Annotated in this window: 27 protein-coding genes and 1 riboswitch; of the genes, 17 read left to right on the top strand and 10 right to left on the bottom strand. The window is 56.7% G+C overall.

All coding sequences use genetic code 11. The features are described from left to right. The first annotated feature begins 24 nt into the window (after window positions 1-24). Entirely contained in the window at window positions 25-459 is a 435-nt protein-coding gene (locus Q1A75_RS09540) for a peptidylprolyl isomerase (protein WP_299547209.1), read from the top strand. A gap of 45 nt (window positions 460-504) precedes the next feature. Here the strand turns inward: Q1A75_RS09540 and Q1A75_RS09545 are convergent, their stop codons facing one another. The 4 genes from Q1A75_RS09545 to fabA form a co-directional block, all read right to left on the bottom strand. Then, window positions 505-873, bottom strand: a complete 369-nt coding sequence (locus Q1A75_RS09545) for a hypothetical protein (RefSeq protein ID WP_299639697.1) — start codon at window positions 871-873, stop codon at window positions 505-507. Window positions 874-1,389: 516 nt separating this feature from the next. Continuing rightward, entirely contained in the window at window positions 1,390-2,181 is a 792-nt protein-coding gene (locus Q1A75_RS09550) for an enoyl-ACP reductase (protein ID WP_299547215.1), read from the bottom strand. A gap of 9 nt (window positions 2,182-2,190) precedes the next feature. After that, window positions 2,191-3,420, bottom strand: coding sequence for a beta-ketoacyl-ACP synthase I (gene fabB, locus Q1A75_RS09555; protein WP_299547217.1), 1,230 nt, complete (start codon window positions 3,418-3,420; stop codon window positions 2,191-2,193). Between the two features lie 338 nt (window positions 3,421-3,758). Continuing rightward, on the bottom strand, window positions 3,759-4,268 hold the full coding sequence (gene fabA / locus Q1A75_RS09560; RefSeq protein WP_299547219.1) for a bifunctional 3-hydroxydecanoyl-ACP dehydratase/trans-2-decenoyl-ACP isomerase: 510 nt from the start codon (window positions 4,266-4,268) through the stop codon (window positions 3,759-3,761). A gap of 128 nt (window positions 4,269-4,396) precedes the next feature. On the opposite strand from fabA, the gene Q1A75_RS09565 reads away from it, so the two are divergent. Next, complete coding sequence (locus tag Q1A75_RS09565; RefSeq protein ID WP_299547220.1) at window positions 4,397-5,182, top strand: 2OG-Fe(II) oxygenase; 786 nt, start codon at window positions 4,397-4,399, stop codon at window positions 5,180-5,182. 73 nt (window positions 5,183-5,255) lie between these two features. Beyond that, window positions 5,256-5,675: an iron response transcriptional regulator IrrA gene (irrA, locus tag Q1A75_RS09570; RefSeq protein WP_299547222.1), complete on the top strand. Its 420-nt coding sequence runs from the start codon at window positions 5,256-5,258 to the stop codon at window positions 5,673-5,675. An 87-nt stretch (window positions 5,676-5,762) separates the two neighbouring features. Here the strand turns inward: irrA and Q1A75_RS09575 are convergent, their stop codons facing one another. Both Q1A75_RS09575 and Q1A75_RS09580 read right to left on the bottom strand, forming a co-directional pair. Next, window positions 5,763-7,103: an MFS transporter gene (locus Q1A75_RS09575; protein WP_299547223.1), complete on the bottom strand. Its 1,341-nt coding sequence runs from the start codon at window positions 7,101-7,103 to the stop codon at window positions 5,763-5,765. 258 nt (window positions 7,104-7,361) lie between these two features. Then, on the bottom strand, window positions 7,362-8,228 hold the full coding sequence (locus Q1A75_RS09580; protein WP_299547225.1) for a hypothetical protein: 867 nt from the start codon (window positions 8,226-8,228) through the stop codon (window positions 7,362-7,364). 127 nt (window positions 8,229-8,355) lie between these two features. Here Q1A75_RS09580 and miaB point away from each other — a divergent pair, with 127 nt between their 5' ends. From miaB to Q1A75_RS09625, 9 genes are all read left to right on the top strand, one after another. Beyond that, window positions 8,356-9,678: a tRNA (N6-isopentenyl adenosine(37)-C2)-methylthiotransferase MiaB gene (miaB, locus tag Q1A75_RS09585; protein ID WP_299547227.1), complete on the top strand. Its 1,323-nt coding sequence runs from the start codon at window positions 8,356-8,358 to the stop codon at window positions 9,676-9,678. 199 nt (window positions 9,679-9,877) lie between these two features. Next, a complete protein-coding gene (locus Q1A75_RS09590) occupies window positions 9,878-10,474 on the top strand; it encodes an OmpA family protein (RefSeq protein ID WP_299547230.1) in 597 nt (198 codons plus the stop codon). A 10-nt stretch (window positions 10,475-10,484) separates the two neighbouring features. Next, on the top strand, window positions 10,485-10,799 hold the full coding sequence (locus Q1A75_RS09595) for a hypothetical protein (protein WP_299547232.1): 315 nt from the start codon (window positions 10,485-10,487) through the stop codon (window positions 10,797-10,799). 172 nt (window positions 10,800-10,971) lie between these two features. Next, window positions 10,972-11,937: a PhoH family protein gene (locus Q1A75_RS09600; RefSeq protein ID WP_299547267.1), complete on the top strand. Its 966-nt coding sequence runs from the start codon at window positions 10,972-10,974 to the stop codon at window positions 11,935-11,937. 62 nt (window positions 11,938-11,999) lie between these two features. Continuing rightward, window positions 12,000-12,494 carry an rRNA maturation RNase YbeY gene (ybeY, locus tag Q1A75_RS09605; protein ID WP_299547269.1) on the top strand — a complete coding sequence of 165 codons (495 nt, stop codon included), beginning with the start codon at window positions 12,000-12,002 and terminating at the stop codon, window positions 12,492-12,494. Window positions 12,495-12,536: 42 nt separating this feature from the next. Then, window positions 12,537-13,424, top strand: a complete 888-nt coding sequence (locus Q1A75_RS09610) for a hemolysin family protein (RefSeq protein ID WP_299547235.1) — start codon at window positions 12,537-12,539, stop codon at window positions 13,422-13,424. After that, entirely contained in the window at window positions 13,421-14,935 is a 1,515-nt protein-coding gene (gene lnt / locus Q1A75_RS09615; protein ID WP_299547237.1) for an apolipoprotein N-acyltransferase, read from the top strand. Before Q1A75_RS09610 ends, lnt begins: the two co-directional genes overlap by 4 nt. A 9-nt stretch (window positions 14,936-14,944) precedes the next feature. Continuing rightward, window positions 14,945-14,994: riboswitch (SAM-SAH riboswitch) on the top strand. Window positions 14,995-14,997: 3 nt separating this feature from the next. Continuing rightward, on the top strand, window positions 14,998-16,179 hold the full coding sequence (gene metK / locus Q1A75_RS09620) for a methionine adenosyltransferase (RefSeq protein WP_299547240.1): 1,182 nt from the start codon (window positions 14,998-15,000) through the stop codon (window positions 16,177-16,179). 118 nt (window positions 16,180-16,297) lie between these two features. After that, complete coding sequence (locus Q1A75_RS09625) at window positions 16,298-16,897, top strand: hypothetical protein (protein WP_299547243.1); 600 nt, start codon at window positions 16,298-16,300, stop codon at window positions 16,895-16,897. Window positions 16,898-16,912: 15 nt separating this feature from the next. On the opposite strand, the gene Q1A75_RS09630 is transcribed toward Q1A75_RS09625, so the two are convergent. The 3 genes from Q1A75_RS09630 to Q1A75_RS09640 all read right to left on the bottom strand — a co-directional run bounded on the left by Q1A75_RS09630 (window position 16,913) and on the right by Q1A75_RS09640 (window position 18,610). After that, window positions 16,913-17,506, bottom strand: coding sequence for a hypothetical protein (locus Q1A75_RS09630; RefSeq protein WP_299547246.1), 594 nt, complete (start codon window positions 17,504-17,506; stop codon window positions 16,913-16,915). 33 nt (window positions 17,507-17,539) lie between these two features. Continuing rightward, window positions 17,540-17,860, bottom strand: coding sequence for a hypothetical protein (locus tag Q1A75_RS09635; protein ID WP_299547249.1), 321 nt, complete (start codon window positions 17,858-17,860; stop codon window positions 17,540-17,542). A 120-nt stretch (window positions 17,861-17,980) separates the two neighbouring features. Next, window positions 17,981-18,610 (bottom strand): hypothetical protein, encoded by a 630-nt coding sequence (locus Q1A75_RS09640; RefSeq protein WP_299547252.1) that lies wholly within the window; start codon window positions 18,608-18,610, stop codon window positions 17,981-17,983. A gap of 459 nt (window positions 18,611-19,069) precedes the next feature. Here Q1A75_RS09640 and rpsA point away from each other — a divergent pair, with 459 nt between their 5' ends. From rpsA to trpB, 5 genes are all read left to right on the top strand, one after another. Further along, the gene (gene rpsA / locus Q1A75_RS09645) at window positions 19,070-20,746 is read left to right on the top strand and encodes a 30S ribosomal protein S1 (RefSeq protein WP_299547254.1); all 1,677 of its coding nucleotides are present in this window, start codon (window positions 19,070-19,072) and stop codon (window positions 20,744-20,746) included. Between the two features lie 273 nt (window positions 20,747-21,019). Then, window positions 21,020-21,304: an integration host factor subunit beta gene (gene ihfB / locus Q1A75_RS09650; protein WP_039682822.1), complete on the top strand. Its 285-nt coding sequence runs from the start codon at window positions 21,020-21,022 to the stop codon at window positions 21,302-21,304. Beyond that, window positions 21,304-21,654 carry a LapA family protein gene (locus Q1A75_RS09655; protein ID WP_299547257.1) on the top strand — a complete coding sequence of 117 codons (351 nt, stop codon included), beginning with the start codon at window positions 21,304-21,306 and terminating at the stop codon, window positions 21,652-21,654. The genes ihfB and Q1A75_RS09655 overlap by 1 nt, the downstream gene beginning before the upstream one ends. Before the next feature lie 9 nt (window positions 21,655-21,663). After that, entirely contained in the window at window positions 21,664-22,311 is a 648-nt protein-coding gene (locus Q1A75_RS09660) for a phosphoribosylanthranilate isomerase (RefSeq protein WP_299547260.1), read from the top strand. A gap of 57 nt (window positions 22,312-22,368) precedes the next feature. Next, window positions 22,369-23,616 carry a tryptophan synthase subunit beta gene (trpB, locus tag Q1A75_RS09665; protein WP_299547261.1) on the top strand — a complete coding sequence of 416 codons (1,248 nt, stop codon included), beginning with the start codon at window positions 22,369-22,371 and terminating at the stop codon, window positions 23,614-23,616. Between the two features lie 51 nt (window positions 23,617-23,667). On the opposite strand, the gene Q1A75_RS09670 is transcribed toward trpB, so the two are convergent. Further along, window positions 23,668-24,174, bottom strand: a 507-nt coding sequence (locus Q1A75_RS09670) for a hypothetical protein (RefSeq protein ID WP_299592086.1), incomplete at its 5' end; no start/stop codon positions are given.

The raw sequence follows: 24,174 nt of genomic DNA on the forward strand, positions 1-24,174 counted from the left end.
AGGCGGGCATGTTGGGAGATAACAATGACTTCGATCAAGGACGGCGATACCGTGCGCATCCACTACACGGGGACTTTGCTGGATGGTACCGTCTTTGATAGCTCGGACGGGCGCGAACCGCTCGAGTTCGTTGTTGGTTCAGGCCAGATCATTCCCGGCCTGGATGAGGCATTGCCCGGCATGGCCGAGGGCGACAAGAAAAAGGTCAACATCCCCTGCGACCAGGCATATGGACCGATCAATCCTGCGCTCATGCAAGGTGTGCCGCGCGACGCAATCCCGGATGAAATCCCGCTTGAAATTGGCCTGCAATTGCAGATGCAGACGCCTCAAGGCCAACCGATGCCTGTGACGGTGGCTGAAGTCGGCGAAGAGGAAGTAATGCTCGATGCGAACCACCCGCTTGCGGGCAAGGATCTCACATTTGACTTCGAAGTGGTGTCGGTCAACGCTGGCTGACGCGCGTTGGCGCTGCCGCGCAACGACGGCCCGCCCACCTTTCCATCAGCCTCCGGGTGCCAATCCGCGCAAGGCGTTTGCAACCGCATCAGCCTGCTGTTGCGTGTCATCATGGGTCGTTTTCGTTTGTGGTAAAGTGCCACCTCTGCGTACCGGCACGACATCGCGCGGCATCTGCCGAATGTGTACATCTTTTGATTTTTCGAAGTCTGATAATTGTGCCTGCGGCTGCACATCATGGGCTATGGCTACAACCGTTTCCACAACACCTGGGTTCATCCGCAACGCCAATAGAAGCCCCATGCCCATCAACGAAAACAGCAATCGGCCCAACCACTTGGATCGCCGCGTGCGTGCTTCACGTCGTTCCAGAATGCGCGCGTGACGTGCGGGATCGGTTTGGTTGCGTGCCATGGATAAAAGATAAATGGGCATCTTGGCGATTTTTGGGCGCTTTGCGCATGTTTTGCCGAATTCTGCTACAAACTCATTAATGACCCAAGGTTGTGAGCGTAGAGCCAGGTTCGCCATTCATTCATTTATAAAGTTTCAGGGGCGGTTGTGTGGGCGTGTCTCAAAACCACCTGTCCTCCACCCGTCGACCATGTCTTATGCATTTTTTAAAGCTATCGCTGTGATCGCAACTCTCACAAGTGCTTGGTTACCAGATCGTTTAACATTCTTTGCGATATAGCATTGGTCTCGTACGACCTCGTAGCACGGACAGATGGCGCAATTGTGGGCAGCGAAGGACTTTGCAGTTTTTCGAGCGTCCGGCCTACCCGTCAGCAGTGGCAGTTTCCGTTCAACACGGTTTAATTTGCGCTCATACTGTCCATTCCTGTCGTGCTGCATGCACGGAACATGACAACACCAGGAGTCACAGCTGAACGGAACGTGCTAGGTGCAACTTGTTTGTTGCCTTGACCCCTAGAGGTGATCCGGTTGCGGCATGCCCAGGACGTGAAAGCCCCCATCGACACGTATGATTTCGCCTGTGGTGCAGGCTCCGGCCTCGGAACACAGGTAGACGGCGGTACCCCCCACTGCTTCCAGCGTGGCGTTAGAACGCATCGGCGCGTTCTGGTCCGTGTGCTTGTAGGTTTTACGGGCTCCGGCAATCGCTGATCCGGCCAAGGTCTTCATCGGACCGGGTGAAATGGCGTTGACTCGGATCCCCTCGGGACCCAGATCATTGGCCAGATATCGGGTCGCGGACTCGAGTGCCGCCTTGGCGACACCCATCACGTTGTAGTTTGGAACAACCCGGTTTGATCCTTGGTAGGTTAGCGTCAGCAGCGTGCCGCCGTTCTCGATCATCATGGGGTGTGCACGGCGCGCAACCTCGATGAAAGAGTAGGCCGAGATGTCCATGGAGTGTTTGAAGTTGGCACGACTGGTGTTCAGGAATCGGCCGGTCAGCTCGGATTTGTCGGAAAAGGCCACCGCATGGATCACAAAATCGATCGTTGGCCAGCGTGCTTCAAGCGCCTCAAATGCGGCATCCAGCGACGCGTCATCGGTCACATCGACATCGACCATGAAGTCAGATCCGACACTTGCGGCCAATGGTTCAAGTCGTTTGCCAAATGCTTCACCTTGATAACTGAACGCGAGTTCGGCGCCAGCCTCGTGCATTGCCTTGGCGATGCCCCAGGCAATGGACCTTTCGTTCGCCACGCCCATCACCAGGCCGCGTTTTCCTTTGAGCAATGCCGTCATATTGAATTCTTACCCGTCAAACTTTGAAAGGATCATCGATCCGTTGGTGCCACCGAAGCCAAACGAGTTGGTCATCACCGAATCAAGACCCGCATCAGCCCGCATCTCTGTCGCGATCTCGGACGGGTTCAGCCCTGGGTCCAGTGTTTCGACATTGATCGACGGTGTGATGAAATCATGATCCAGCATCAGCAAGCTGAAGATTGCCTCCAGCGCGCCTGCCGCGCCCTGTGCATGGCCGGTCATCGACTTGGTCGAACTGACGGGCGGTGTAGTGCCTTCGCCAAAGACGCGGCGAACGGCTTCGATCTCGCCGACATCGCCGACTGGCGTCGATGTGCCATGCGCGTTGATGTAGCTGACTGAGCGGTCCTGTGGCAGCGTCTCGAGGGCGGCGCGCATCGCCCGCTCGCCACCTTCGCCCGAGGGGGCGACCATGTCATGGCCATCGGATGTAGCAGCGTATCCGGTCACTTCAGCATAGATTTTTGCACCCCGAGCGCGGGCGTGCTCCAGCTCTTCCAGCACAACCATGCCGCCGCCGCCGGAAATGACGAATCCGTCGCGGCCGGCGTCAAAGGCACGGCTCGCCCGTGCTGGGGTGTCGTTGTACTTGGATGACATCGCGCCCATCGCATCAAACAGGCAGGACAGTGTCCAGTCCAGTTCCTCTGCGCCACCGGCAAACATCACGTCCTGCTTGCCCAACATGATCTGCTCGGCCGCGTTGCCGATACAGTGCAGCGATGTCGAGCATGCGCTGGTGATGGAATAGTTGATGCCCTTGATCTTGAAACCGGTCGCCAGGTTCGCGCTTATGGTCGAGGACATGCACTTGGGCACCGCAAATGGACCGATACGCTTGGTGGCGCCAGTTTTCAGCACTGTCTGATGCGCCGTCAACATGGCAGAAGTAGAAGGCCCACCCGAGCCCGCGACCAGCCCGGTGCGCGGGTTCACGATATCGTTTTCCTCAAGACCAGCATCCGCAATGGCCTGTGTCATGGCGATATGGGCATAGGCCGCACCTGGGCCCATGAAACGCAAGGCGCGCTTGTCCACGTGTTCCTTGACGTCCAGCTTGAGTGTGCCGGCGACCTGACTGCGGAAGCCATGCTCCGCCATCTCGGCGCTGGACTCAATTCCCGAACGCCCCGCCTTCAGCGATGCCAGCACCTCATTGGTGTTGTTCCCGATGGATGATACGATACCAAGGCCGGTCACCACGACGCGTCGCATGCGCGTACTCCTTCGTTGTAGTCAGGCGTATGTAGGACGGGGGGGCAGGTGGGTGCAACCGCCTTGGCTTAGAAGTCAAAGCACGCCCGGCCTTAAATCGCGCTAAAAAGCGATCTGGGTTGCGCGAAATCGGTGCAACTACATCTTATCAGAAAAGCAAAGGGGTCACAAAAGATCCCGCGCCGCCACGTCGCTGGCTTTGGTTTCGGCCAGTTGATCGTCTGGCGCTGGCACGTCCAAATACGCAATCACGCGCTTGTTGGAACTGGATGTTTTACAAAGCAACTGTCGTCTGCGGCCAGGAGATTAAAGGTCAGTGGGCTGTTACCACGGTGCACTCAACTTTCGCTCAGTGCCACCTTCATGTCCTTGACCTCGTAAATCACTTCGCCATCGGCTTCGACAATGCCATCGGCGACACCCATGGTCAGTCGGCGGGTCTGGATGGCCTTGGTGAAATCGATCTTGTAGGTCAGCATCTTGCGGTCTGGCCGCACCATACCCTTGAGCTTCACCTCGCCCACACCCAAAGCATAACCCCGCCCGGTCCAGCCGCGCCAGCCAAGGTTGAAACCTGTCAGCTGCCACAAACCATCAAGTCCCAGACACCCGGGCATGATGGGGTTGCCGGGGAAATGGCAGTCAAAGAACCAAAGTTCCGGCGTGATATCGAACTCGGCCACGATGTGCCCTTTGCCATGGGCACCGCCGTCCGAGGAGACCTCCGTGATCCGGTCCATCATCAGCATCGGTGGCTCGGGCAGCTGCGCATTCCCGACGCCAAACAGCTCGCCGCGAGCGCATTTCAACAATTCGTCCTTGTCGAAACTGGTGGGGTAGTCTGCCATTCGGGCCTCGTATTGATCGTGGGTCTGGTCCCGTCAGGGGGCTCCGGCCCGTCTAGCATCGGCCGGGCAAAGGGCGCAAGGGCGGGGCGTCCCTTGTCAGGTCCGGGCGCTTGGGGCAGGGTCACGCCATGCAAGATGTTATCGATCTCGACCGCTACCCGTTGCACCGTCCCCATACGCCCGAGTGGGGTGCGTTGGTCGCTCAGGCGAAGGTTGGCTTGGCGCGCGACGGCCTGTTCAATCTGCCGGGCTTCATGCAGCCACAGGCACTAACCTCGGTCCTTGACCACGTGCACCCGCGGATGAAGGCCGAGAGCTTTCATCACAGCCGGTGGCACAATATCTATTTTCAGGACACCGTCGATGGCCTTGCCGCCGATGATCCGGCGCTGACCAAGGTCGAGACGGCCAATCACACGCTCTGTCATGACCAGATGCGAGGTACAGCGCTTGACGACATTTACCAGTGGCCTGCCTTTGCCACTTTTCTGGCCTCGGTCATGGACAAGCCGCAGCTTTATACGATGGACGATGCACTGGCCGGGCTGAATGTGCTGGAATACCGGCAGGGCGAGGCGTTGAACTGGCATTTCGACCGTTCGATCTTCACCACGACCCTGTTGTTACAGGAGGCAACTGAAGGCGGGTTGTTCGAATATGCCAAGGATCTGCGCAGCGATGAAGACCCCAATCATGAAGGCATCTCCGAGCTGCTGGCCGGACGGGTCACGCCTGCTCGGTTGACCCAGGGCGCGGGTACGCTGAACGTGTTTTTGGGTGTCAATACCGCGCACCGGGTGTCGACAGTGGGGCCCGGCACATCGCGCATCGTTGCGGTGCTGTCGCACTACGACACCCCCGGCAGATCCTTTTCCGCAAAGGAACAAATGGGCTTTTTTGGTCGTGTTGCATAATGCACGATCCCCTTTTGCGATTGAATTGCAGGACGATGGCCCTTTATAAGTGATATGGAAGTAAGAGGATCCGATGACCGACACGCAGCATGATGTAGGAACCGAATGGCTCGCGGGGGCAGGACTGCGCCCGACACGTCAACGTGTGACGCTCGCTGCTCTGTTGATCGGCGATGGCCAGCATCGCCACGTCACGGCCGAAAGCCTGTTCGAAGCAGCCAAGGATCAGGGCGAGGCGGTGTCACTTGCGACCGTCTACAACACGCTGCGGGCGTTCTGCGATGCCGGACTGATGCAGGAAGTGACAGTAGATGGCTCAAAAAGCTACTTCGACACCAATACTCACGATCATCCACACTTCTTTTGGGAAGACGATGCAAAACTGACCGACGCACCGTCTGATCAGCTTGTGATCGCACAACTGCCTGACGCGCCCGAAGGTGCCGAAATTGCGTCGGTCGACGTCGTCATCCGGTTGCGCCGCAAAGGTTAAGCCTCTCAAATTGAATAATAACTTAGCCTGCACCCCGCGAGATGGTGCATGGTGCCGCGGTGGCGCAGCGCATGCCAATGTCCGCTTTCAGCCGCTTTCCCTCAATCTCCAGGCTAACAGGACTGTCAGAAGCAGGGCGCTGACAACAAATGCTGTTCCGACCATCCAGCCAACCGGGGTCGAGTAGCCCTCGGCGATGGCGCCGACAAAGATAAGGCCAATGGTTGCCCCCAGTTGCTGCACGAGCGAGCGTAGCGATAGCATTGTCGACCGCTGATGGTTCTCTACGCTGGCATGCAGAATGCTGCTGGCAGGTGTTTCGCCAACGCCAAGAAACACAAAGTATAGGACCAGAATACAAGCGAACCCGACGATGTCGCCTTGCAAAGCCAATGCGATCTGAAGGACAGCAAGGCATACTAAGGCGACTGAAAGGGTCACGGCGTCCCGACGTTTGAATAGCCGGTTGATATGGGGGGACAATGATGCACCAACGGCGATTGAGAAGAAACAGGCCGCCGTCAACATACCAATCACGGTGTTGGCATGGTCGCCTTCCAGCATCGGCTTCAGGTGAGTTGGCCAGAGTACTTCAACCGGGTTTGTTGCCATCAACAGCAGCCCAAGCGCTGCCAAAAGCAGTGAAAGTGCGGGATGTCTTAGCGCGAGAAAACCAGAATTTCTTACAACAACCGGAACGTTTGTAAACCCCAGCCAGAGCGCCTTTGGATGCAGCGGGCGTGGCTCTTCGGTGATGGTGAACACGGTATAAAGCAAAACCATCGTCATCATGGCAAAACTGGCCATGTAGGCGACGTCATAGGCACTGAAGCCAAATTGAGTTGCGACGGTGCCGAAAGCGTCGGGCAACCAACCTCCGACAATCGCACCAAACGCTAACCCCATTCCGTTTGCCCACTGCGCCTTCGCGAGTGCAGGTTGTACATCAACGTTTTGAGCCTTTTCCCGAAAGTGTTCAACAAACCATGCATCGAGGGTGCCCGAGCGAAGTGCGCGCCCGAAACCGATGAAGGCAAAAGAAAGGGATAGTACATAAAAATCGCTCGATGAAAGAAACAGAGCGAGGGATATCAGGCTTGCACTCACAGCGGTGAGGAAAACAGGCTTTCGGCCTATGTTGTCCGCCAATCCACCGAATGGCAATTCCATGATCAGTGCTGTGACTGAATAGGCGGCAAACAGCAGCGAAATCTGGAACAAGTCCATCCCTCGATCTACCAATGCCAGCGCAACCACAGACACGGTTAGGCCCATCGCGAACCGGTCCAGGAATTGATGTATTTGAAAAACGCGAATGTGCCGCTGAGCGGCGGGTGTAAGTCGCCGGAATGAAAATTCTATGTCGGACGCCATGGGTGTAGCATCGGCATGAAGGGAGGGGGATGCAAGAGTGACGAGCAGACCCATGACCTGCAATGCTTGTACAATTCATTTTCTAAGATTGCGGCTGCCAACTCAGCGCGACCGGGCCACGTTGGTGGCGAAAGCATATCGCCAGCGGATGAGGCGAGATGTGTCTCATGGCCCAATTCGAAAACGGCACCAACGCGATAAGTGCAGGTTCAGATGCGCCAGTGATGGAGCTGGGTGATCGTACGTTTCGCTGTGCTTTGAGTAGTAATGCCTAGTAAATCAGACGGTTGCTGATGGGTGGTAAGCCGGGCTTCAAAACCATTGCCCCGGCTCCATCAAGCCAAGGTCTAACAACTGCCTTGAGTGCCATTCAAACGGGGCCGAGTTGTGCCATTTGAACGTGTCGATGTCGTAGGTGCTGCCGGGGTTCAGCTTCAGCGCCTTGGCGGTCCGAAAGGAGCAGATCGCCGCGGTCAGGTTATGGTGCCATTCGCAAGCATAGGTGTTGTATTCCTCGTCATTGAAGGTGTGGTCGTTTCGCAGCGCCAGACCCGGCTTGGTCTTGAACAGCGATATCCGGTCAATCTTTCGTCGTGTTTCAGGGACATGTTCTTCGAACCGCCAGCGCAAACCGCCATAGAAGTTCAGTTGTCGCTCCTTTGGATGCCCGTTTTCACCTTGACGGGCCAGCGCGTAATAGCCTGAACGGTCCAGATGCGCTCGATCCAGTGACACAGCGTTTGGAGAAGACCAAAGATCGTCTGCATACAGGTCAACCACATAGGTCAACATCGCATCGCGACGTTCCTCGGTATGAAATGTCAGCATTTCCCCAACTGAACGGGTTTCGCAGAATGGGTGGAACAAGAATTCTGCGTTGTAGCAGTAGTACATCCAAGTGCCTGGAGGCACTGCGCCTATGATACCGTTCACTGACGTTGCAAGTGCGTCCGGTGCCGATGTATCAAAATCCACCCGTATTATGGTCTCAGCCAAGTCGCGGGCCAGATCGAACCGCTTGGGCATAAACGCTATGACCTGCTTGAATCCGGCTTGCTGATGGTGCCGAAGGGTCGTGTCCACCTCGACATCATCTTCGGCTATAACGATGGCCACGGGCCCCTTTTGGGGAACCGCCTCCTTGTTCTTGAGGAAACTGCTCAGACTGTCGAACTGCATAATGTGCCCCGGTTGGCTTCTTGTGGCTTGCTTGCTGTCAAATTTCGGTTAATCCGCGCCGCATTGCAAGATGTTGGACAGGCTGGTACAGCCCGCATTCCATCCGCATCATCCGAGACCGAAGCCCATGACGACGCCGAAGAAGCTCTTTATCAAGACCTATGGCTGCCAGATGAACGTCTATGACAGCGAACGGATGGCCGAGGCGCTGGGTGGGCAGGGCTATGTCGAAACCCAGTCGCCAGACGATGCCGACATGATCCTGTTGAACACATGTCATATCCGCGAGAAGGCGGCGGAAAAGGTCTATTCCGAGTTGGGTCGATTTAAAGGTCTCAAGGCGGAAAAGCCCGACCTCAAGATAGGTGTGGCGGGCTGCGTGGCACAGGCTGAAGGTCAAGAGATCATGCGCCGTCAGCCCTTGGTCGATCTGGTTGTCGGCCCCCAAAGCTACCACCGTCTGCCTGAGATGGAGGCGAAGACTCAAGCGGGCGAAAAGGCGCTTGATACGGATTTTCCTGAAGAAGACAAATTCGAAAAGCTCAAGGGACGCCCCAAGGCGCAACGTGGCCCCACGGCTTTCCTGACGGTGCAGGAAGGCTGCGACAAGTTTTGTGCCTTCTGCGTAGTACCTTACACCCGCGGCGCGGAAGTCAGTCGTCCTGTGGATCGCATTTTGACAGAGGCGCGGGATCTTGTTGAACGCGGAGTGCGTGAGATCACGCTGCTGGGCCAAAACGTCAACGCCTATCATGGAACCGGCCCTGATGGATCGGACCACACATTGGCCCAGCTGATCTGGGATCTGGACAAGGTGGATGGGCTTGAGCGCATTCGCTTTACCACCAGCCATCCCAACGACATGACCGATGACTTGATCGAGGCGCACGGCACGTGCTCGAAACTGATGCCCTACCTGCACCTACCCGTGCAATCGGGCAGCGATCGCATCCTCAAGCGCATGAATCGCAGCCACACCGCCGAAAGCTACTTGCGCCTGATTGAACGCATCCGACAAGCACGACCCGATATCCTCGTATCGGGTGACTTCATCGTAGGATTCCCGGAGGAAACCGAGGCGGACTTCCAGGCCACGCTCGATCTGGTGGAAGAGGTGAATTACGGCTACGCCTACAGCTTCAAGTATTCGACCCGACCCGGCACACCCGCTGCTGAGCGGTCGCAGGTGGACCCGGCCCAAGCGGATGATAGGCTGCAACGACTTCAAGCTCTGATCACCCGTCAACAGCGCGCCATACAAGAGGGTATGGTGGGTCGCACAGTGAACGTCCTTTTCGAAAAGCCGGGGCGCCTGCCCGGGCAGATGGGTGGCAAAAGCGATTATCTGCACGCCGTCCACGTTGCCGATGCCAAGGTGCAGGCGGGCGACATTGCATCAGTGAGAATCGTGGAGGCCGGAACAAACTCTCTGGCTGGCGTGATCGACTGATCCGGACAACTGCCAGAAAAATGTGCACAAATTGCTCGGTTCAATTGTAACTCCGCGCAATTTAGGCACAATATATGGTGAAAAGCGGGTTCACAGACTGTTAATAATTGCCTACCCTTTCTCGCAGTGTGGCGAGGGTCAGCCTGTTCCGGGCGTGTTGGTGATCCTTGCGGGGGACCAACAAAAAAGGGACAGGGCTGTGGCGAAAATATTTTCGAAAACAGTTAGTAAGCTTCTTACTACGGCGGCTGCCACCGCTGTGGCACTGACGTCGCTGATGGTGTCTGACGTGTCTGCGCAGACCTTCGGGCAAACGCGTTCGCAGGAGGGACGCGACAAAGGGCAATACATTCCGACCATCTGGGTGGATCCTGATGGCTGCGAGCATTGGGTAATGGATGACGGAGCCGAGGGCTACATGACGCCCCACGTCAACCGGAAGGGCATACCTGTATGTCGGCGTGGCAACCTCTGCGGCGTGATGAATACGGATCAGTTCTTCAAGACTGACAGCTTCCGCATCCACAAGGCAGGGCGCGAACGCCTGGCACAATTCTTTCAAAGCTCGACTGCCACAAGCTTCATCGTCACCGGGCACACCGATAGCCGCGCCAGCGACGCATATAATTTGCGCCTGTCGCTGAACCGTGCCAATGCAGTCGCCGCTGTCGCGCAGCAATCTGGTGCTCGGATCGCCGACGTTCGCGGTTACGGCGAACGCCTACCAGCGCAACCCAACAACACCGCAAAAGGCATGGCTGCAAACCGCCGTGTCGAAATCATCTGCATTCAATAAGGGGCGTATCATGACAAAGTTGAAACTCGTCCCGCTTGCCGTTGCCGGTCTGTTCCTCACGGCCTGTTCCGATGGCTTCGGCGATGGCCTGCCAGCGGACAAGACCGTTGACAGAGGGAGCGATAAGAAGGATCTGAGCCAGCTTCAGGCTGGTATCTGGGTTGACCCGAACGGCTGCGATCACTGGATTATCGATGACGGTGTCGAAGGATATCTGTCTGCACGCTTGGACCGGTATGGAAAGCCCGTTTGTTCAGGTGTCGCTCCACCGACTCAAACCGTCGGCGATTTCAAAGGTGGATCGAAGATTAACGATCCCAATTGATCCAGAGCTTCAAACTCGGAAGGGCCGGAGCGTTCAGAGCGCTCCGGCCTTTTTTGTTTCAATTGCGTGAAAACGCGGAAGATCCCGTTGCACCCCCAAGCTGAACTTGCCACGCTGGGAGAAACACAGACTCAAGGAGTAGCATTTGACCCTAGACCAACCGTCCCAGGAGATGGTCCTGGAATTTCCCGACAACCGTCTGCTGATTGACCTGTGTGGTCCATATGACAGTCATCTGACGGCCATCGAGTCCGCCCTTGAAGTGCAGATCGTGAGACGGGGAAACGTGTTGGCGATCATGGGTGAGGAGGGCGCACAGAAGCGCGCCGTTGATGTGTTGAACGCGCTTTATCTTCGGCTCGAGAGTGGCAAGGATGTTGAGCCTGCAGATGTGGACCGCGAGTTACGCATGGGCCAATCCGAAGAGGGCACGGGCACCCGGCAGGGCGATCAACTTGAGATGCCCGTCGGCAACCGGATCGAGATCAAGACCCGCAAGAAACTGGTCGAGCCGCGGACCGATGCGCAAAAAGCCTATGTTCAGGCGCTGTTTGAGAATGAGATGGCGTTTGGCATCGGGCCGGCGGGCACTGGCAAGACCTATCTGGCCGTGGCGGTGGGCGTGTCGATGTTCATCTCGGGCCATGTTGACCGGATCATTTTGTGCCGTCCTGCGGTTGAGGCGGGTGAAAGGTTGGGCTTCCTGCCCGGCACGCAGGAGGAAAAGGTCGATCCCTACATGCAACCGCTCTATGACGCGCTGAATGACTTTCTGCCCGGCAAGCAACTGGCCAAGCTGAAAGAGGAAAAGACGATCGAGATTGCACCGCTCGCGTTCATGCGTGGTCGCACACTATCGCGCGCATTTGTCGTACTGGATGAGGCGCAAAACGCCACAACCATGCAGATGAAGATGTTTTTGACACGTTTGGGTGAGGGATCGCGCATGGTCATCACCGGTGACCGCACCCAGATTGACCTGCCGCGCGGCGTTGCCTCTGGCCTTGCTGATGCTGAACGGCTGCTCGCGTCCATCCCCAATATCAGCTTCAACTACTTTACATCAAAAGACGTCGTACGCCACCCGCTTGTGGCTGCGATCATCGAAGCCTATGAAGCGGACACGGAAACGTCGTGATCCTGCTTCGTTTCGCTAAACAAACCGCGGGGGGGCCGGGGGCTGGCCCCAGGTTCTGACAGCTGCCACACGACATCGACATCCTGATCGAAGATACTCGCTGGCAAGATGCGGGTCTGGAAGTACTTGCTGACGCAGCAGTGAGCGAAACCCTGTCCGTTCTTGGAATTGCGCAGGCGGAACTTTCCGTATTGGCCTGCGACGACGCGCGCATTTCGATCTTGAATGCTGATTTCCGCGACAAACCCACGCCGACTAACGTTCTGAGTTGGCCGGAAGAGGATTTGTCTCCAGTCCTTGATGGCGCCGCACCCGAACTGCCGCGGCCAAACCCGGCTGGTGCAATCAGCCTTGGTGACATTGCCATCGCCTACGACACTTGTGCGCGGGAAGCCGCCGAGCAGGGCAAGCCCTTTGTCGCCCATGTGACGCATTTGCTCGTTCACGGAACGTTACATTTGCTTGGTTACGATCATATCCGTGACCGGGATGCCACGCGGATGGAAGCACTTGAGGTCGAAATACTTGGCAAACTGGGGGTCCCTGACCCATATTAGGGCGCAATACGGGCAATGCCCAAACCAACTGGATAGGAGCCAATGGGCGACATCGACGGATCGTCTGACGCGGCGCAGCGCGCGCAGTCAGACACTGACAGGACCGAACCTACGCCGCATGGTGGATTTTTGGCGCGCGTGATTGGCGCCCTCAGCCCATCAGACAACACTCCTCAAATGTCCGAGGCGCCTAGCCCCCGGCCACAATCCCACGGAATGATCAACCTGAGGCGTTTGCGGGTTGAGGATGTTGCCGTTCCTAAGGCCGACATCACCGCAGTACCCGACACTGTGTCGCTGGATGAATTGGTGCAGGTATTCAAGGACAGTGGTTACACCCGGCTGCCCGTGTTCGAAGGAACGTTGGACACACCCATCGGGTTTGCTCACCTCAAGGATGTGGCACTGCAACATGGCTTTAACGGCGGAGCGGCGAATTTTGATTTGAGGGCACGATTGCGCCCGCTGCTGTTCGTCCCCCCTTCGATGACCATCGGTGTCCTGCTGACCAAGATGCAGACCGAACGGCGCCACATGGCTCTGGTCATTGATGAATATGGCGGGGTGGACGGCCTGGTCACGATTGAGGATCTGATCGAGCAGGTGGTGGGTGAGATCGAGGACGAACACGATGTTGATGAAGGCGCTTTGTTCACTAGGGAAAAGTCAGGGTGCTACCTTGCACTTGCCAAGACGCCGCTAGACGAATTCGAGGCGGAGATTGGTGTGTCGTTAACCACCCACGACGCGGTTGATGAGGAAGAGATCGATACGTTGGGCGGTCTGGTCTTTATGTTGGCGGGGCGGGTACCTGCGCGGGGTGAGGTGGTCTTGCACCCGGATGGCCCGCAATTCGAAGTCATCGACGCCGATCCCCGTCGCATCAAGCGGATGCGCGTGCGCTTGAAGGGGCTGGAGTCCGCTGAATGAAAGGGTCCCGCATCCGTGTGTCGGCATGGCCGATCTGGGCGCAGGCTGTACTGGGCTTGGCAGCCGGCGCTTTCGGTGCGTTGGCCCATGCGCCTTTGAACTTTGCCCCGGCTATAACAGTCCCGATCATGGTCATGTTCCTGCTGCTAAAAGCGGCGCGTAGCACGCGCCATGCCGCCCTGCTGGGACTGGCCATTGGGGTTGGTTACTTTGCCGCGACGCTCAACTGGATCACAGAGCCGTTTCAGGTCGACGCGGCCAATACGGGTTGGATGGCACCCTTTGCGCTTGTCTTGTTGTCACTCTTGCTTGGCTTGTTCTGGTCTGTAGCGCTTGCGCTGACGAAGTGGTGCGGCGGGCAGCTGTGGGTTCTGGTGTTCGGCTGGGCAGGGGCCGAGATCCTGCGGGCTTACCTGTTGACCGGCTTTCCGTGGGCCGCGCCACCGCAAGCATTGGTGGGCAGCCTTGCCGGGCAGGCCCTGGCCTTCGGGGGTCCGCACGGATTGATGCTGGCACTGCTGGTGGTAATGGCGTTGGTGTTTAGTGTCAGGTGGATGTGGTTGCAGGCGGCTTTTTTGGTCGTTGTTCTTATGCCGATCCTGTTGCCACCTATGGCCGACCAAAGCCCGTTAACTGACCAAACGGTGCGTTTGGTCCAACCGAACGCGCCGCAGAGCGAGAAATGGGATCCGGCACGTATTCCGATCTTCATCAATCGCCAGATTGATTACACCGGTGCTGGACCAGTGCCTGACCTGATTGTGTGGCCGGAGACGGCCTTGCCCTACCTGGCTGAAAACGCACAACCCGTCTTTGAAGTGATTGCCGATGCGGCGCGTGGCGCGCCGGTTGTCCTGGGCATTCAGAGGCGCAGCGATGGAGAATACTTCAACAGTCTTGTCACGCTGGATGCAGCCGGGCAGGTGACGCAGACCTATGACAAGCATCATCTGGTCCCTTTCGGGGAATATATGCCTTTGCCGGGCCTGTTTCGCGTCCTTGGCATTCGTGCTTTGGCTGATAGGGTGGACACAGGCTATACGCGCGGACCAGGGCCGCAGCTTCTGGACATGGGACCCCTGGGATCGGCCTTGCCGCTGATTTGTTACGAGGTCGTGTTTGCCCATGACGTCGGTGGAACCTCCGAGCGGCCGACATTCTTGATGCAACTGACAAATGACGCATGGTTCGGCACGCGTTCCGGACCGCAACAACATCTTGTTCAAGCGCAGATGCGAGCCATTGAGCAGGGGCTGCCCCTGATCCGGGCGGCCAACACCGGCATCTCTGCCGTGATTGATCCACAAGGTCGCGTCATTGCGTCACTTGGATTGAACCAAGCTGGTTATCTGGATGCGACACTTCCAGCTCCTTCGACCCCGACGTTTTACAGTCTGACAGGCGATTTACCTTGGGTTTTGTTGGCCTTGGCTGGCTTAATTGCATCGGTATTGCATCGTTCACGTACCCGTCGTACTCGGCCCATTGACGCGCCCGCGCTTGGGGCGTAATCCCATTTGGACCCGTCACAACGGCTTCCTGACGTGACGCGGATAAACCTACTGGAGCGCTTATGTCCCGACAGAACTATACCTTTACCTCGGAGTCCGTTTCCGAGGGTCACCCAGACAAGGTCTGCGACCGCATTTCCGATGCTGTGCTTGATGCCTTCCTTGCCGAAGAACCCGAAGCCCGTGTCGCCTGCGAGACATTTGCGACCACTGATCGCGTTGTCATTGGCGGCGAGGTCGGCCTTAGTGATCAAGACAAACTGCACGACTACATGGGCAAGATCGATGAGATCGCCCGCGCCTGCATCAAGGATATCGGTTACGAGCAGGACAAGTTCCACCACGCGACCTGCGAAGTGACGAACCTTCTGCACGAACAATCCGCCCACATAGCCCAAGGCGTCGATGCGGCGGCTGACAAGGACGAAGGGGCAGGCGACCAGGGAATCATGTTTGGTTTTGCCACCAATGAAACACCCGAGTTGATGCCGGCCCCGATCCACTACGCGCATGCGATGCTGCGTCGTCTGGCCGAGGTGCGCAAAGATGGCACCGAGCCAGCACTTGGCCCTGACGCCAAGTCGCAACTGTCGGTCGTTTACCGCGATGGAAAGCCCGTGGGCATCAGCTCGCTCGTGTTGTCGACACAGCACCTTGATGAAAGCCTGAGCAGCGAAGACATCCGCGCCACCGTCGCACCCTACATCGAAGAGGTGCTGCCAGAAGGTTGGCTTACCGCAGACACCGAATGGCACGTAAACCCAACCGGCAAGTTTGTTATCGGCGGCCCCGACGGTGATGCGGGGCTGACCGGGCGCAAAATCATCGTGGATACCTATGGCGGTGCGGCACCCCACGGTGGTGGTGCATTCTCGGGCAAGGATCCAACCAAGGTGGACCGCTCGGCCGCGTATGCCGCACGCTATTTGGCCAAGAACGTCGTGGCCGCTGGGCTTGCGGACAAGTGCACCATTCAATTGAGCTATGCCATTGGTGTGTCGAAACCGCTGTCGATCTATTGTGACACCTTTGGTTCCGGTCAGGTCGAGGATGCTGCCATCGAGGCGGCCGTGGCGCAGGCCATGGACCTGACCCCTCGGGGTATTCGCGAACATCTGTCGTTGAACAAGCCCATCTATCAGCGTACGGCGGCCTACGGTCATTTTGGTCGCGCGCCTGATGCCGATGGCGGCTTCAGCTGGGAGCGGACTGATTTGGCCGATGCGTTGAAGGCTGCTGTTTGAATGCTACTCAGGCGCAGCCAATAACTGCGCCTGTTTCATTTGATCACCAAACGTTGCTTGGAATTTGAAGGCACCCTGACTTAGCTTTGATCTGTTCGCAGTTAAAAGGCATTGGTTCATGGCACTTCTTCGCACCTCATTGATGGCAATTGTTCTGGCTGGCATGGCTGTTTTCGGGGCCGCACAGGCGAAAACAACCCCTGAGACTGGCTCCGAGGCAGAGGCCCTACCGGACGCCGATGCACTGCCAAAAGCGCCAGTTGAACCGCCAATGACGCTTTTGCGTATGGCCGAGATCATTCGGGCCATTGATCCTGAGGCGGTCCCTTCAGGCAATGCCATTCAATTCACCATTGATGATATCCCCTTGATTGTCATCGCCGATCCCGTGGCCGACAGGATGCGTGCCATGGTGCCGATCCGTTCGGCCGATGGACTAAGCGCAGATGAACTGATGCGTTTGATGCAGGCAAATTTCGATAGCGCGCTCGACGCGCGTTACGCTGTGGCTCAGGGACGGCTTTGGGGTGTCTTCATCCACCCCCTTAGCCCGCTCGAGAAAGATCAACTGTTGTCCGCGTTGGTTCAGACGATCAACGTGGCACGGACCTATGGTCAGACCTACTCGGGAGGCGCGACTGTTTTTGGTGGCGGCGACAGTAACGGCATCTATCAGGAGCTGCTGAAAGAGCTGCAGGAGTTGGGTGAAGAGATCTGAACCTTGCGTGACTTTCTACCGCGCTTTGCGCATGTAACGGAAGACACCCATCAGCAACGCAAGAATGGCCAAGAGGCCAAGCATGTCGCCCACCATATACTTGAGCATGCTTGCGATGAAATCCTCCTGCGGGATGTTTCGATGACGTATCATATGGACCAGAACAGATATCACCACTGATGCGGCCGCGCCGCCTGCAATCATGGTACGCCAAGCCTGCCCGGCCGTTACATTGCGACGGTCATCTCGAATCGTCCAATCCAACATCGCGAACATTGCCGGAGCGGTCCCGTAGCTGGCTGCCCACGTCATATAGGTGACAACCGTATCAAAAGGCATCCCAACCCAAAATAGGTTGCCGATGAAGACACCGGGCATCATGTAGATTATTGAACGCCATCCTTCAAAGAACGCTGAGATGACTTTTATTCCGAAGGGTAGATAAAAGAATGTTGCCAGCGTTGGCAGCATCGTCATGAACAGCTTTTGACCTGGCATGATCAATTCCCACGTAACGACGTAGGCAATGATTAAAACGCCGCTGTGCAAAGCGGTTTTTAAGACGAAATCGTTGGTCAGACGGCTCGAATGATACAGGGATTTTGACAAGCGATTTGCTTCGTTGTTTGGGCAGTCAGCCCCTCAAACCTGGCCTGACACGCGATCAGAGAGCCGATAAAGCCCCATTGGAAAACCCTCGCACCGCTCAATCAATCCCCGTTTGATCAACTGTTTGAGAGTCCTGTGAAAAGTCGGTTGTGAAATTTTCTTGACGATCGGATTTGCTCTAACAACTTCCGTCGAGCACATTTCATCACCGGCTTTGTTATCTTTGATGCATGCACAGAAAGCCAACACAATGTCACGCTCGTTGCGTGACAGCTCGTGCATGCCAAAATCCTTTTCCATCTCTTCGAGCAGGGAACGCAGTTGTGCTATTTGCCTCAATATTTTTGTATCCACGCTACACCTTAATACCGTACTGCCTCGCCTTGGAATTCTAGTCGACTCATAGTCACCCTGACAATGAAAAATCGGCAAAAAACCGCGTCTCTTGCCATTTTGTAGTCAAAGTTCAACACTTCAGTCTCTGCCATCATACGATGTGCGAAAGAACGCGTTTGTTACGGCAAAGTGCAGTGCAACCGACATTTCGTATTTTGATGCGGGGAGGCGCAGGCTTGCGTCCGCTATGTGGGACCTCTTCGGATGAAAATCTGTTTGAGCAAAGGAACGTGACATTATGAGTACGGCGAGTGTGCTGTTGGTCTCTCGGAGTTTTGAGAGTTGCTCGATGGTATCGTCAAGATCTTCGATCATGTCGAGATTAACTGCTAGCAACGCTTCTGAGCCGTCACAGCGTGCCGCCAAATGGAGCGCTGATGGAAACTGGTAAAGGATTGTCAGAGATTGCATGCTTTCGGACAGCCCAGTCATTGTGGACGATTCTGCCGAACCATTCTCGCAAATGAGGAATACATCACGTGCCCACAGATCGCTGTCAGCACCCAGTAACCCCCGATGGTCGACGTCTTGAGGTGCATCCCGAAGTGGATGTCCGCTCTGTCTTGCAGTACCAGGAAAAGTTACAACGTTGTCCCGGCGGGGCATATCCAATGTTGATGGCGCATGCGTACTTGTCGAAAAATCTTCGTGGCCATAGCCGCTGGAAAAGTCAGCATTGTCCGGCCCAAATCCCGATTCATAATCCATCTTCTTCCCCAGGGCAGTCTATGTGAAAATAGTGGTTCGGGAGGAGCCTTTATGGCCCCTTGTTTTTATGGAGTTTTAGAGGTCATCTACCAATGAGTGTAGTCATAATGACTTTAATTCAGGGTTGTCAATAATTGTCTTCATGCTGGTGGGTGCTGGGCTTAGATTGGTATCAGCATGTAGTCGAAGGTTCTTTGGAAAGTGGTCTCGCGAAGCGAGCGCTGTGAGGAACTTTAAGGCAGAGCTTCCTATGTGGGTTGTCTCTGTGACTGACCTGCACTATACCCCGCGTGTTGACGCGCCGTGTCGAGTCACGAGGAAAATAGGGCCCCGATCATCGGTGGCCCTTAACTCGTTTCTCCCTACACGACGTTTTGGCCAATAGCTCAAATTCGACAAGACCGGCGGAGACAACCGCGCGGCCCGTAAAACTGAACATAGTTAGGAAAACGACGCCACATGGCTGATAAATTGATGGAGGAATTCGAAGCCCTCCTGCAAGAAAGCTTCGAAATGGACACGCCCGAAGAGGGGTCGGTTGTCAAAGGCAAGGTCCTCGCCATCGAGGCGGGTCAAGCCATCATCGACGTAGGCTACAAGATGGAAGGCCGCGTCGAGCTCAAAGAATTCGCAAATCCTGGTGAAGCGCCTGAAATTTCGGTCGGTGACGAGGTCGAAGTGTACCTGCGCGCCGCCGAGAATGCCCGTGGCGAAGCCGTCATCTCGCGCGAGATGGCCCGCCGCGAGGAAGCCTGGGATCGCCTGGAAAAAGCATATGCCGACGACGCCCGCGTCGAGGGTGCCATTTTTGGCCGCGTCAAAGGTGGCTTCACTGTTGACCTCGGCGGTGCCGTGGCCTTCTTGCCCGGCTCTCAGGTTGACGTCCGCCCCGTGCGTGACGCAGGCCCGCTGATGGGTCTGAAGCAGCCATTCCAGATCCTGAAAATGGACCGTCGCCGTGGTAACATCGTCGTGTCGCGTCGTGCGATCCTTGAAGAATCGCGTGCCGAACAGCGTGCCGAAGTCATTGGCAACCTGACCGAAGGTCAGAACGTCGATGGTGTGGTCAAGAACATCACCGAATACGGCGCGTTCGTTGATCTGGGCGGCGTCGACGGTCTGCTGCACGTCACCGACATGGCATGGCGCCGGGTGAACCACCCGTCCGAGATCCTCACCATCGGTGAGACGATCAAGGTGCAGGTCATCAAGATCAACAAAGAGACGCACCGCATCTCCTTGGGCATGAAGCAACTGCAGGAAGATCCATGGGATCTGGTGGCTGCGAAGTACCCGCTGGAAAGCACACATACAGGCCGCGTCACGAACATCACCGACTACGGTGCGTTCGTCGAGCTGGAGCCTGGTGTCGAAGGTCTGGTCCACGTCTCCGAGATGTCCTGGACCAAGAAGAACGTGCACCCCGGCAAGATCGTGTCCACCTCGCAAGAGGTCGAAGTCATGGTTCTGGAAATCGACGGTGCCAAGCGCCGCGTGTCTCTGGGCCTGAAGCAGACCATGCGCAACCCATGGGAAGTGTTTGCAGAAACGCACCCCGAGGGCACGGAAGTCGAAGGCGAAGTCAAGAACATCACCGAGTTCGGTCTGTTCGTTGGCCTCGAAGGCGACATCGACGGCATGGTGCACCTGTCCGACCTGTCTTGGGACCAGCGTGGCGAAGAAGCCATTCAGGATTACCGCAAGGGCGATATGGTCGGCGCAGTTGTGTCCGAAGTGGACGTCGAGAAAGAGCGCATCTCGCTCTCGATCAAAGCGGTTGGTGGTGACAAGTTCGCCGAAGCCGTGGGCGGCGTGAAGCGCGGCTCGATCGTGACCGTCGAAGTGACAGCCATCGAAGATGGCGGTGTGGAAGTGGAATACGAAGGCATGAAGTCCTTCATCCGCCGCTCCGACCTGTCGCGTGACCGTGCCGAACAGCGCCCCGAGCGTTTCTCTGTCGGTGACAAGGTTGATGTCCGCATCACCAACATCGACGGCAAGACCCGCCGCCTGGGCGTCTCGATCAAGGCGCGCGAGATCGCGGAAGAGAAAGAGGCCGTGGAACAGTACGGTTCGTCAGACTCCGGTGCATCGCTGGGCGATATCCTCGGCGCTGCGCTCAAGGGCGACGAATAAGAACTTCGCTGATTTGGCGAGTAAGCGAGGGGCCCTGCGGGGCCCCTTTTGCTGCGCGGAATAGTTTGTCGAATCATTCTGTGGTTGGGCTATGCACAATGCTGCATGGTCGGGCGGGACAGCGGTTCAATGCTGATTTTCGTGCCATGACCCGGTTGAGACAGTAAAAAAACTGACTTCGCCAAGATTGGGCCTATTCCCGAAAGGCCCGTTTGTTCTTATAGTTACGGGACGCATAAAGAAAAAAACAGAGTCCTTCGGGAGGAATTTGAAATGATCCGGTCAGAGCTGATCCAAAAGATCGCAGACGAAAATCCACACCTGTATCAAAGAGACGTGGAGCGGATCGTAAACACCATCTTCGATGAAGTGACCAACGCGATGGCGCGTGGTGACCGGGTCGAGCTACGTGGCTTTGGCGCTTTCTCGGTCAAGAAACGGGACGCGCGCACAGGGCGCAACCCCCGCACGGGCGAGACTGTCGATGTTGAAGAAAAACACGTGCCGTTTTTTAAGACAGGTAAGTTGCTGCGTGATCGTCTGAACGGGAAAGCCTGATGCGTTACATTCGCTATGCCTGCATAGCTGTCTTTGCCGTGGCGTTGATCGCCGTTGCGCTGGCCAATCGTGGTATGGTGACACTCAAGTTGTTGCCGACCGAGATTGCGGGGCTGTTTGCCGTCGCCCCGACCGTCGAGTTGCCGCTGTTTGTGGTGATATTTGGTGGCATTATCGCAGGCCTGTTGGTTGGGTTCGTTTGGGAATGGATGCGCGAACACGCTGTGCGCGCCGAGAACTCTCGCAACGCTCGGGAAGTGCGTCGGCTTGGACGCGAAGTGAAGCGTCTGAAGTCTGAAAAGCATGAAGGCAAGGATGAGGTGCTGGCCCTTCTGGACGAAGCCAGCTAAGCCTGCCTCATGTCAGAGTTGTCTGTGAAAATCTGCGGCCTTAGCCGACCGGAGCATGTTGCTGCCGCCGTGGATGCCGGTGCGACGTATATTGGCTTTGTCTTCTTTCCCAAATCTCCGCGCAATGTGACTTTGGAAACCGCTCGATCCCTAGCCTTGGCTGTACCGCCGGGCGTTGCAAAGGTGGCCCTGGTGGTCGATCCGGATGATGCGTTCTTGAATGAGCTGACCACGACGGTCCCATTGGACATGTTGCAGTTGCATGGTCATGAGACTCCCGAGCGTGTAACGCAGATCAAGAAACGATATGGTTTGCCGGTGATGAAGGCCGTTGGAGTGGCGGATACCTCTGATCTGGTGTCTCTGGATGCCTATGGTCGCGTGGCCGACCAGCTATTGGTCGATACCAAGGCTCCCAAGGAAGCTGACCGACCTGGTGGGAATGGGCAGGCATTTGACTGGAGCCTGATTGCCGGTCGGCGCTGGCCTGTCCCATGGATGTTGGCCGGTGGGCTGACCCGGGACAACGTGGCGCAGGCAGTGGCCGCGACAGGGGCGCGGCAAATTGATCTAAGCTCGGCCGTGGAAACGGCGCCGGGGCAGAAGGATTCCGGCCTGATCCGCGACTTTATGGCCGCCGCGCGCGCGGTCGACTGACCCTTTACCCGGCCCTCTAACCCCGCTAGGTCAAAGGCTCTGCAAGCGAGGTGCGCGATGGCCAATGATCTTTTCAACTCCTTCATGACCGGCCCGGATGAAAACGGTCGCTTTGGTGATTTTGGTGGGCGCTTTGTGTCCGAGACACTGATGCCGCTGATCCTGTCACTGGAAGAAGAATACGAAAAGGCCAAGACCGACGACAGCTTTTGGGCAGAGATGGACCACCTGTGGAAGCACTATGTTGGCCGTCCCAGCCCGCTCTATTTTGCCGACCGCCTGACCGACCATCTGGGTGGTGCCAAAATTTACATGAAGCGGGATGAGCTGAACCATACGGGCGCGCACAAGATCAATAATGTGTTGGGTCAGATCATTCTGGCCCGCCGTATGGGCAAGACACGGATCATCGCGGAAACCGGGGCAGGGCAGCATGGTGTGGCTACGGCAACCGTCTGTGCAAAATTTGGTTTGAAATGTGTGGTTTACATGGGTGCACATGATGTTGAACGTCAGGCCCCCAACGTGTTCCGTATGAAGTTGCTGGGCGCCGAAGTGATCCCTGTAACCTCCGGGCGTGGCACCCTCAAAGACGCTATGAACGATGCCTTACGCGATTGGGTGACCAATGTACGCGATACATTCTATTGCATCGGTACCGTCGCGGGTCCGCACCCATACCCGGCCATGGTCCGCGACTTCCAAAGCATCATCGGCAAGGAAGTCCGCGAACAGATGACCGAAGCCGAAGGGCGTTTTCCGGATACCCTGATCGCGGCCATCGGCGGCGGATCAAATGCAATGGGGTTGTTCTATCCCTTCCTCGACGAAAAGGATGTGGGCATCATCGGCGTCGAAGCCGGTGGCAAGGGTGTGAATGCAAAGATGGAGCATTGCGCGTCCCTGACTGGCGGTCGGCCCGGTGTGCTGCACGGCAATCGGACGTATCTGCTGCAGGATGATGATGGTCAGATCCTCGAAGGGTTCTCGATCTCAGCAGGTCTCGATTATCCCGGTATTGGACCCGAGCACGCGTGGCTGCACGACATCGGCCGGGCGGAATACGTTTCGATCACGGATGTCGAAGCTCTTGAAGCGTTCCAGCTGTGCTGCACAACCGAAGGGATTATCCCTGCGCTGGAGCCGAGCCACGCGTTGGCACATGTGATGAAGATCGCCCCGGACCTGCCAGCGGACCATATCATTTGCATGAACATGTGTGGGCGCGGCGACAAGGACATATTCACGGTCGCTCGCCACCTTGGCTTTGACATGTCAGGGCCAGAAGGGCGAATGACAGACTAAGCCCGGCGCTTAAGCGTCGATATAGGCCCCCTTCGCAGGGGGCCTTTTTGCTTAGGCAAAGATAAAGTCGTTTTGTTCGAGGTTGAACCAGACGCTGTTGCTTGCGGAATCGACCACAAGCGTTTCATTACCGAAGCGCACGGTCACATCATCCCAGAACGACTGTTGGACATTGAGTTGATTGAAAGATGTCACGCCCCATGCGGACAGATCAATCAAGTCTCGACCTTCCTCAAACGAGTCGATCCTGTCTGTATCGCCGTCTGCGGCAAAGACAAACACATCTGATCCTCGCCCTCCGATGAGGGTGTCCTGTCCCTTGCCATCGAACAGACGGTCGTTCCCGCGCCCGCCCTCAAGTCGGTCGGCACCATCTCCGCCTAGCAATTGGTCATTGCCGCGGCCGCCTTTGAGCCAATCGTCGCCTGCAAAGCCTTCCAACGAATCGTTGCCTTCCTGCCCACGCAGCCGGTCATCGAAAAGTGAGTATCCGTCTTGTTCAAGTACGGTTTTGCATCCATAGCCTGTCTGCTTTGACCAATGCATTTGCGAGTTCGA

Origin of the sequence: uncultured Tateyamaria sp. (assembly GCF_947504105.1) — a bacterium.
Taxonomy (GTDB): Bacteria; Pseudomonadota; Alphaproteobacteria; order Rhodobacterales; family Rhodobacteraceae; genus Tateyamaria.

Excerpts from the sequence above, each read along its gene's own strand:
- Q1A75_RS09625 (WP_299547243.1), top strand. The coding sequence starts at position 16,298 with ATGGCACTTCTTCGCACCTCATTGATGGCAATTGTTCTGGCTGGCATG.
- Q1A75_RS09575 (WP_299547223.1), bottom strand. The coding sequence starts at position 7,103 with ATGGGTCTGCTCGTCACTCTTGCATCCCCCTCCCTTCATGCCGATGCT.
- Q1A75_RS09550 (WP_299547215.1), bottom strand. The coding sequence starts at position 2,181 with ATGACGGCATTGCTCAAAGGAAAACGCGGCCTGGTGATGGGCGTGGCG.
- Q1A75_RS09610 (WP_299547235.1), top strand. The coding sequence starts at position 12,537 with ATGGGCGACATCGACGGATCGTCTGACGCGGCGCAGCGCGCGCAGTCA.
- Q1A75_RS09640 (WP_299547252.1), bottom strand. The coding sequence starts at position 18,610 with ATGGATTATGAATCGGGATTTGGGCCGGACAATGCTGACTTTTCCAGC.
- fabB (WP_299547217.1), bottom strand. The coding sequence starts at position 3,420 with ATGCGACGCGTCGTGGTGACCGGCCTTGGTATCGTATCATCCATCGGG.
- Q1A75_RS09580 (WP_299547225.1), bottom strand. The coding sequence starts at position 8,228 with ATGCAGTTCGACAGTCTGAGCAGTTTCCTCAAGAACAAGGAGGCGGTT.
- Q1A75_RS09565 (WP_299547220.1), top strand. The coding sequence starts at position 4,397 with ATGCAAGATGTTATCGATCTCGACCGCTACCCGTTGCACCGTCCCCAT.
- rpsA (WP_299547254.1), top strand. The coding sequence starts at position 19,070 with ATGGCTGATAAATTGATGGAGGAATTCGAAGCCCTCCTGCAAGAAAGC.
- miaB (WP_299547227.1), top strand. The coding sequence starts at position 8,356 with ATGACGACGCCGAAGAAGCTCTTTATCAAGACCTATGGCTGCCAGATG.
- ihfB (WP_039682822.1), top strand. The coding sequence starts at position 21,020 with ATGATCCGGTCAGAGCTGATCCAAAAGATCGCAGACGAAAATCCACAC.
- metK (WP_299547240.1), top strand. The coding sequence starts at position 14,998 with ATGTCCCGACAGAACTATACCTTTACCTCGGAGTCCGTTTCCGAGGGT.
- Q1A75_RS09545 (WP_299639697.1), bottom strand. The coding sequence starts at position 873 with ATGGCACGCAACCAAACCGATCCCGCACGTCACGCGCGCATTCTGGAA.
- Q1A75_RS09600 (WP_299547267.1), top strand. The coding sequence starts at position 10,972 with ATGGTCCTGGAATTTCCCGACAACCGTCTGCTGATTGACCTGTGTGGT.
- trpB (WP_299547261.1), top strand. The coding sequence starts at position 22,369 with ATGGCCAATGATCTTTTCAACTCCTTCATGACCGGCCCGGATGAAAAC.
- lnt (WP_299547237.1), top strand. The coding sequence starts at position 13,421 with ATGAAAGGGTCCCGCATCCGTGTGTCGGCATGGCCGATCTGGGCGCAG.
- Q1A75_RS09660 (WP_299547260.1), top strand. The coding sequence starts at position 21,664 with ATGTCAGAGTTGTCTGTGAAAATCTGCGGCCTTAGCCGACCGGAGCAT.
- Q1A75_RS09540 (WP_299547209.1), top strand. The coding sequence starts at position 25 with ATGACTTCGATCAAGGACGGCGATACCGTGCGCATCCACTACACGGGG.
- fabA (WP_299547219.1), bottom strand. The coding sequence starts at position 4,268 with ATGGCAGACTACCCCACCAGTTTCGACAAGGACGAATTGTTGAAATGC.
- Q1A75_RS09595 (WP_299547232.1), top strand. The coding sequence starts at position 10,485 with ATGACAAAGTTGAAACTCGTCCCGCTTGCCGTTGCCGGTCTGTTCCTC.
- Q1A75_RS09655 (WP_299547257.1), top strand. The coding sequence starts at position 21,304 with ATGCGTTACATTCGCTATGCCTGCATAGCTGTCTTTGCCGTGGCGTTG.
- irrA (WP_299547222.1), top strand. The coding sequence starts at position 5,256 with ATGACCGACACGCAGCATGATGTAGGAACCGAATGGCTCGCGGGGGCA.